Origin of the sequence: Flavobacterium croceum DSM 17960 (assembly GCF_002917885.1) — a bacterium.
Taxonomy (GTDB): Bacteria; Bacteroidota; Bacteroidia; order Flavobacteriales; family Flavobacteriaceae; genus Flavobacterium; species Flavobacterium croceum.
Genome location: NZ_PQNY01000032.1, coordinates 1 through 8,206, shown reverse-complemented (window position 1 = coordinate 8,206; position 8,206 = coordinate 1). Strand labels below are relative to the sequence as shown.

At 30.7% G+C, this 8,206-nt stretch carries 8 protein-coding genes; all 8 read left to right on the top strand.

From position 1 onward, the window contains the following. Positions 1 to 127: 127 nt before the first annotated feature. The 8 genes from Q361_RS12720 to Q361_RS12680 all read left to right on the top strand — a co-directional run bounded on the left by Q361_RS12720 (position 128) and on the right by Q361_RS12680 (position 6,918). Positions 128 to 862: a hypothetical protein gene (locus Q361_RS12720; RefSeq protein ID WP_146047030.1), complete on the top strand. Its 735-nt coding sequence runs from the start codon at positions 128 to 130 to the stop codon at positions 860 to 862. A gap of 180 nt (positions 863 to 1,042) precedes the next feature. Continuing rightward, complete coding sequence (locus tag Q361_RS12715; RefSeq protein ID WP_103727112.1) at positions 1,043 to 1,561, top strand: hypothetical protein; 519 nt, start codon at positions 1,043 to 1,045, stop codon at positions 1,559 to 1,561. Positions 1,562 to 2,228: 667 nt separating this feature from the next. After that, complete coding sequence (locus Q361_RS12710; protein ID WP_103727115.1) at positions 2,229 to 2,549, top strand: low molecular weight protein tyrosine phosphatase family protein; 321 nt, start codon at positions 2,229 to 2,231, stop codon at positions 2,547 to 2,549. A gap of 1 nt (position 2,550) precedes the next feature. Beyond that, complete coding sequence (locus Q361_RS12705) at positions 2,551 to 2,790, top strand: hypothetical protein (protein ID WP_103727111.1); 240 nt, start codon at positions 2,551 to 2,553, stop codon at positions 2,788 to 2,790. 185 nt (positions 2,791 to 2,975) lie between these two features. Beyond that, positions 2,976 to 3,866 carry a hypothetical protein gene (locus tag Q361_RS12700; protein WP_169929315.1) on the top strand — a complete coding sequence of 297 codons (891 nt, stop codon included), beginning with the start codon at positions 2,976 to 2,978 and terminating at the stop codon, positions 3,864 to 3,866. A 187-nt stretch (positions 3,867 to 4,053) separates the two neighbouring features. Beyond that, on the top strand, positions 4,054 to 4,374 hold the full coding sequence (locus Q361_RS12690; protein ID WP_103727109.1) for a low molecular weight protein tyrosine phosphatase family protein: 321 nt from the start codon (positions 4,054 to 4,056) through the stop codon (positions 4,372 to 4,374). Position 4,375: 1 nt separating this feature from the next. After that, positions 4,376 to 4,615 carry a hypothetical protein gene (locus Q361_RS12685; protein WP_103727108.1) on the top strand — a complete coding sequence of 80 codons (240 nt, stop codon included), beginning with the start codon at positions 4,376 to 4,378 and terminating at the stop codon, positions 4,613 to 4,615. 659 nt (positions 4,616 to 5,274) lie between these two features. Then, positions 5,275 to 6,918, top strand: coding sequence for a DUF4041 domain-containing protein (locus Q361_RS12680; protein ID WP_103727107.1), 1,644 nt, complete (start codon positions 5,275 to 5,277; stop codon positions 6,916 to 6,918). Positions 6,919 to 8,206: the final 1,288 nt, after the last annotated feature.

The window sequence follows — 8,206 nt, the reverse complement described above, 5'->3', positions numbered from 1 at the left end:
CAAAATAAAAAAGACAGTGAATATCAGTAAAAATAATTTATTAATCAAGGCTAAATGCTTATTTTTCAGCCACTAAGCAAAGCCACAAAACGTTAGCAGTAACTATATGCGAACAAAAATTAAAATATTGACATTTAGCATTTTATTCGTAATTTTTGCTTGTAAACAAACAAGTGGAAATGACACAGAATATAATGAAAATAGAGAATTAATTGCAAATCCAGAAGGAAAACAAAAAGACACTTTTTCTGAAAACGAAACTAGTATCGATAATAATTGTAGTTGTGCAAAAAATGATTTTACTGAAACAAAATCTGACACAATTTACAAATTATCTAATGGTAAAAGTATTGCATTGTGTGGATTCAGAAATGTTGAAAATAATCCAGTTGACTTTTCAGAATTTGTACTTTCAGTTTGCGGAGAAAACAAAATAATTGATTTTTGGGACGCAACTCAAAACTGTAATTTGAGAGTTAGTAAAGACACTTTATTTGTAGAAGAATTAATTAATCTGCCAACTAAAGAGAACAGAAACTACGAAACTAATATTTGGGGAATTGATAAAATATATTTTGTAAAAGATAAAGTAATCAAAAAACATCTTTTAAACAAAAACATAAGAAAATATTCAGAAAAAGAAATTTCAAAAACATTAGAAGAATATGAAAACGCAAATCAAAAATTAAACAACGAAAAAATGGAACTTGTAAACCGACTCTTTATCGCAAGTATTTCTGAAAACAAAAATGCACGAAAATATTTTTATGAATTTAATGGTAAATATGAACTTGATGGAGCTTTTGCAGAAGAATACAATGATTTGAAATCAATGCTAGAACTATGGGAATCAAAAAAATAGCTACTGCTAACAGCGGTTTCAAGAAATGGCGAAAAATGTGCTAAATTCACGTTTTTCTTTCGCAAGTTTTTTTATCTTAGTGGAAAATTAAGCAGTCACGAAGTTCGCCACTTCTTGAAGCCGCAAAACGTTACCAGCAACCGTTTGACCGAACTGCACGAATTGAAAAAACAATAAAAAATGATCAACAAAAAAAAGCATATAAATTCGTTTTTGGCAGGATTTCTGACACTTTTTTTTATTGCGTGTAACAATAACAAGCAAACAAAAAATAACAATTTAACTAATTCAAATGTTTTAGATTCAGTAAATCACGGCTATAACGAACTTGCAAATCCAAACAAACTGAAAAATTTAACTGTTTCTGACTATAATTCCGACAATTTAGATGTTGAAAATATTGTTAAACCTAAAAAATCAACTATTAACACAAAACTTGACACAAACTTACTTTTTGGTATTTGGACACTAGACCCAAAAGGTCCACACGCAGATTTTGAATTGACAAATAAATCATTTTTTGTCGTTGATTATGACGGAAATGGAAATATGCCTTACGAGCTTATTGACAATAATTTGAAAATTTATTACAATGATTTTACTCAAGAAGGACATATAGTTTCAGTTGATAAAGATACTTTAAAAATAATTTGGGAACATACTGAACATATAAATAGTTATGTGAAATGGACAAACTAAAGATAATCGAAAATAATACGGCAGCTGGTAACAAGGGTTTTGCGTCAGGCGGGCAGAAGTGCAAAATTCAACTTTTGTGCATTTAAAAAACTTTTGTACTTTAGCAAAGCGTTAGTGCGTTTTATCCCGCCCGAACGCAAAGCCCCAAACGTTGTGTGCCATACTTCCGACGAGATTCAGAAGTCAAACATTTTAGTTTGAACAATCATTTGAATTTTAAGACTTGACGAAATGTCCACTTTTTTTGAGCTTTTAGAAAACTAACGGCTGAAATTTATCTGAAATCCGAACTAAGTTTGGTTAGAGTTTAGCGGACATTTAGTAAAGTCTAACGGTTGAAAATGAAAAACAAAACCTGAAAAATCTCAACTTAAAAACTCATCGGAAATATGACACAAAACAGCTACGTGAAATCTGAAACTAAACGGAAGAAAATCTGAAAAAAAAGGAGCAAAAAACCGAAAAATTACTGAAAACAGCCTGACATTTAGCACGTCACACAACAGCGGTTTGGCGCAATAGCTCATTTTATTTTAAATTGAAGTCTGTTTTTCACGAAAATGTGTATCTTTAACAGAAATTTAGCCGTTCGCTGGCTTCGCTTCTGCGTCAAGCCGCAAAACGTTAGTGGCAAGTTTACCTCAAAATTGTGCAAAAAAGAACTAAATTGAAAAATATATTATTTGTATGTAGCAGAAATAAATGGAGAAGTTTAACTGCAGAAACAATCTTTAAAAATAATCCAAATTATGAGGTTAAATCAGCTGGAACAGAAAACTCAGCAAGAATAAGAATTAATGCAAACCATATTATTTGGGCTGACACTATTTTTGTAATGGAAAAAAAGCATCATGAAAGGCTACTAGAAAAGTTCCCTAAAGATATGAATAATAAAAAAATAGTAATTTTAGAGATTCAAGATATTTATAAATATATGGACGCAGAACTTATTGAAGAATTAAAAAATTCATTAACTGAATATTTATAAAATGACTTCATTTAGGAAAGATAATGAAAACTATGCGAAGAAATTTCCTGAAATGAGGAAATGGTTGAATGAATGTGTAATTTGTCAAACTATTGGTTACAAACCAAATTTACCTGAAAATATTTATCCAGGAGTTTTAGCACAAAATATTAGAAAAATTTATAATGTATTAGAAGTTAATGAGATAAATATTTGTTCTGATTGTGAAAAACATTGGAACAAAAAACAGAATGAAAAATAATAAAACCAGCCACTAACAGCGGTTTCAAGAAATGGCGAAAAATGTGGTAAATTCACCTTTTTCTTTCGCAAGAAATAGTATCTTAGTGGAAAATTAAGCGGTTACGAAGTTCGCCACTTCTTGAAGCCGCAAAACGTTAGTGGCAAGGCTTACGTGACTCCTAATCTAAAAAATAAAATTTTAAATTGACGACAACAAAACTGAAATATGAACAAAGAATAGTTGCCTTTATTGACATTCTTGGTTTTAAAGAAATTGTAAAACAGTCAGAAAAAGATACTGCAAAAATAGAATTGCTATTTTCTGTTTTAGAATATATAAAAGACTGGGAAACTTCAGAAAAATGGAACTTAAAATTTGTTGAAATAGAAGAAGACGCTCAAAAAAAAGGTGTTGATAAATTTGATATTAGAGGCAAAACTAATAGTACTTCATTTTCAGACAGTATTGTAGTATCTGTTAAGACAGACAATAATATTAATGAAATGACTTCAACATTAATTGTCAATTTAGCATATATTGGTTCAGTTCTAATGGAACAAGGCATACTTATTAGAGGTGGAATTACAATAGGCGATATAATTCATAACGAAAAAGGAACCGTCTTTGGACAAGGATTAATTGAAGCGTATATGCTTGAAGCAAAAAGTGCAATATATCCAAGAATAATATTGTCAGATAAATTAATAAAGGAATTAAACTATCCTTTGGAACAGAAAAAGAATAGATACCCTTATCACCAATACATAGATAGATTTGAAGATGGTTGTGTTGGTTTTCACCAAATGAATTATTATCAAGTAATAGATAGCTGGACTGAAATGACTATTGAAAAAATGACTTCAAGTTTAAGCAATGTTCGAAAAGTTATTATACAAGGTCTTGATATAAGTTTTGAGAGTCCTGAAATATTTAAAAAATACATTTGGCTTAAAGAGCAATATGAAAAATTGATAATCTTGAGTGATTATGATTTCAATACAAGACAGCCAATTGGTATAAAAGCAACAATTAGAGAACTTTTTTCACATAATATTCATTTTTCAAACGCAGACAAGTATAATGATAGAAAATGATGAAAATAATAGCCCAGCCACTAACAAGGGTTTGGCAAAATGGGGGCAGAAGTGCTAAATTTGAGCATTCGTACTTCTATCAACATTTGTGGTTTATCGAACATTTGTGCTTCGATTTCCCCCACTTCGCCAAGCGCCAGCCCGTTAGTGGCAAGTTTACCTCAAAATTGTGCAAAAAAGAACTAAATTGAAAAATATATTATTTGTATGTAGCAGAAATAAATGGAGAAGTTTAACTGCAGAAACAATCTTTAAAAATAATCCAAATTATGAGGTTAAATCAGCTGGAACAGAAAACTCAGCAAGAATAAGAATTAATGCAAACCATATTATTTGGGCTGACACTATTTTTGTAATGGAAAAAAAGCATCATGAAAGACTACTAGAAAAGTTCCCTAAAGAAATGAATAATAAAAAAATAGTAATTTTAGAGATTCAAGATATTTATAAATATATGGACGCAGAACTTATTGAAGAATTAAAAAATTCATTAACTGAATATTTATAAAATGACTTCATTTAGAAAAGATAATGAAAACTATGCGAAGAAATTTCCTGAAATGAGGAAATGGTTAAATGAATGTGTAATTTGTCAAACTATTGGTTACAAACCAAATTTACCTGAAAATATTTATCTAGGATTTTTAGCACAAAATATTAGAAAAATTTATAATGTATTAGAAGTTAATGAGATAAATATTTGTTCTGATTGTGAAAAACATTGGAACAAAAAACAGAATGAAAAATAATAAAACCAGCCACTAACAGCGGTTTCAAGAAATGGCGAAAAATGTGGTAAATTCACGTTTTTCTTTCGCAAGAAATATTATCTTAGCAGAAAATAAGCGGTTACGAAGTTCGCCACTTCTTGAAGCCGCGAAACGTTGCCTGCTATACGCGGAAAAATTCCGGAAGAAATTTTTCCTAGTTTTTTGAAGGAAGAATAATGATTGTTTCTACTTCGTGGCTTTTCTTTTATTTTTTTTGTTGGAACTTTATGAGAAAATTACGGCTGAACGAAATCGGAAAGAAAAACTGAAATCTAACAGAAAGTTTACAGGAATTTGTACTTAAAAAGTGAAACCTGAAACATATTAAAAGAATAAATCGACAAGAAAATCAGAAATGCCGAAAGCGGAAAACTTTGTTTAAAAGCGAAAGCGAAAAAACTGAAAGAAAAAAACTACTCGACTTGAAAGCAGAAAGAACGCAGATTCGCACAGCAGGCAACAGCAGTTTGGCGCAATAGCTCGATTTCTCTTAAATTGAAGTCTGTTTTTCACGAAAATATTTTATCTTTAGCAGAAATTAAATCGTTCGCTGGCTTCGCTTCTGCGTCAAGCCGCAAAACGTTAGCTGTTATAGTATCCGAGCGTTGTAGAAAAACAAAACCTTAAAAAATGATTATATGACTTTTATTCTTTTGATTGCAGTTATTGTTTTAATAATTGTGTTAATCTCTAACAAAAACAAATTTCAAAAAACTATAAATGATTTACAAAACATCATAAATAGTTTAAACGCTAAAATTAAAAGTTTTGAACAAGAAAGAGAAAATCTTAATCAAAAAATTGAGAGTTTGGAAGATAATAATAATGCTTTAAAAAAATATCAAGGAATAGTTGATACAGAACAAAAAGCAAAAGATATTTTATTTAAAGCAAATCTAGAAGCTAGTGAAATATTAGAAAACGCAAAAAAAGAATTGGAAAACGCAGTTTTAGAAGCTAGCTCTATTAAATCAAAAGCTAATGTAGACGCAACAAATTTTAAACAAAATGCAATAAACTTATTAAATAACGCAACTTCAGAAGCAAAATTAGTAATTGAACAAGCTGAAATCAAAGCTAAAGAAATTGCAGGTGACGCATATAAAGCAATGCAGAATTCAAAAGAACTTGAAAAAACTGCAAAAGCAATGAAAAATATAATTGAGGGATACGGAGATAAATATTTAATTCCAACTTTCAGTTTACTCGACGATTTAGCCGAAGAATTTGGGCATACAGAAGCTGGAGAAAAATTAAAGTTTTCTAGAGAAAAAACTCGTTTAATGATAAATAACGGAACTTCTGCAAAATGCGATTATGTGGAAGCGAATAGAAAAGAAATTGCAATTAATTTTATTTTAGATGCTTTTAATGGTAAAGTTGACAGTATTTTGTCAAAAGTAAAAAAAGACAACTACGGAACTTTGGAACAAAAAATAAAAGATGCTTATCAAGTTGTAAACAATAATGGTAAAGCTTTCAGAAATGCAGTAATTACAGAAGAATATCTAAATGCAAGAATTGATGAATTAAAATGGGCTGTAATTACACAAGAATTAAAATGGCAAGAACAAGAAGAGCAAAGAAGAATTAAAGAACAAATTCGTGAAGAAGAAAAAGCCAGAAGAGAATATGAAAAAGCTATCCGTGAAGCTCAAAAAGAAGAAGAAACACTTAAAAAATTAATAGAAAAAGCACAGAAAGAAGTTTCCCAAGCAAACGATGAACAAAAGTCTAAATTTGAAGAAAAATTAAGAGAATTAGAAGAAAAACTGAAAATTGCAGAAGATAAAAACCAAAGAGCAATTTCAATGGCTCAACAAACAAAATCTGGAAATGTTTATGTAATTTCTAATATTGGCTCATTTGGAGAAAACGTATTCAAAATCGGAATGACAAGAAGATTAGAACCTTTAGATAGAATTAAAGAATTAGGTGACGCAAGTGTTCCTTTTGAATTTGATGTGCATTCAATGATTTTTAGTGATGACGCTCCAAAATTGGAAAGAGAACTTCACAAGAAATTTATGTTGATGCAAATGAATAAAGTAAATCCTAGAAAAGAATTCTTTAAAGTTAATCTTTCTGACATAAAAGCAGAAGTTGACAAAATGGAAATAAATGCAAAATGGACAATGACAGCAGAGGCTTTGCATTACAGAGAAAGTTTGGCTATTGAAGAAGCAATTTCAAAAGATAAGCAGAAACAAATTGAATGGGAAAAATTCCAACAAAAAGCAGAAGAAATTATTGCTGAAACTGACGAGGAAATTGAAATTTAAAAAGAACTACAACAGCTAACAGCCGTTTGGCAAGATTGCGAATTTTGTGGTAAATTTACGTTCACGTTTCTCAAGAAATTTTATCTTAGCAGAAAAATTTCGGTTACGATGTTCGCAACCTCGCCAAGCGGCAAAACGTTGCCTGCTATACGCGGAAAAATTCCGGAAGAAATTTTTCCAGGTTTCTTAAAGGAAGAATAATGAATACTCGAACTTCGTGGCTTTTCTTTTCTTTTTTTGTCGGAACTTTATCAGAAAATTACGGCTGAACGAAATCGGACAGAAAAACTGAAATGTAACAGAAAACGTGCGGAAATTTCTACTTAAAACGTGAAATTTCAAATATTTTAAAAGGAGAAACTGGCAAGAAAATTTGAAACTTCTAAAACGGAATTTTATTACAGGCGAAAGCGGAAAAAAACTGAAAAACTGAAAGAAAATAACTACTCGACAGACAACAGAAAAAACGCAGATTCGCACAGCAGGCAACAGCGGTTTGGCGCAATAGCTCATTTTTTCTTAAATTGAAATCTGTTTTTCACGAAAATGTTTATCTTTAACAGAAATTAATTCGTTCGCTGGCTTCGCTTCTGCGTCAAGCCGCAAAACGTTGCCTGCTATACGCGGAAAAATTCCGGAAGAAATTTTTCCTGGTTTATTAAAGAAAAAATTATGAATGTTTCAACTTCGTGGTTTTTTCTTTTATTTTTTTTTTGTTGGATCTTTATCAGAAAATTACGGCTGAACGAAATCGGAAAGAAAAACTGAAATGTAACAGAAAACTTGCGGAAAATTGTGTTTAAAAAGTGAAATTTCAAACATTTTAAAAGGAGAAACTGAAAAGAAAATTTGAAACGTCGAAAGCGGATTTTTTTAGATGCGAAAGAAACTCGGAAAACTCGAAAACTGAAAGAAAAAAACTACTCGACAGACAACAGAAAAAACGCAGATTCGCACAGCAGGCAACAGCGGTTTGGCGCAATAGCTCATTTTCTCTTAAACTGAAGTCTGTTTTTCACGAAAATGTTTATCTTTAACAGAAATTTAGCCGTTCGCTGGCTTCGTTTCTGCGTCAAGCCGCGAAACGTTGTGTGCCATACTTCCGACGAGATTCAGAAGTCAAACATTTTAGTTTGAACAACCATTTGAATTTTAAGACTTGACGAAATGTCCACTTTTTTTGAGCTATTAGAAAACTAACGGCTGAATTTTATCTGAAATCGAGTAAAGTTTGGTTCAAGTTTAGCGGACATTTAGTAAAGTCTAACGATTTAAAACGGAAAACAAA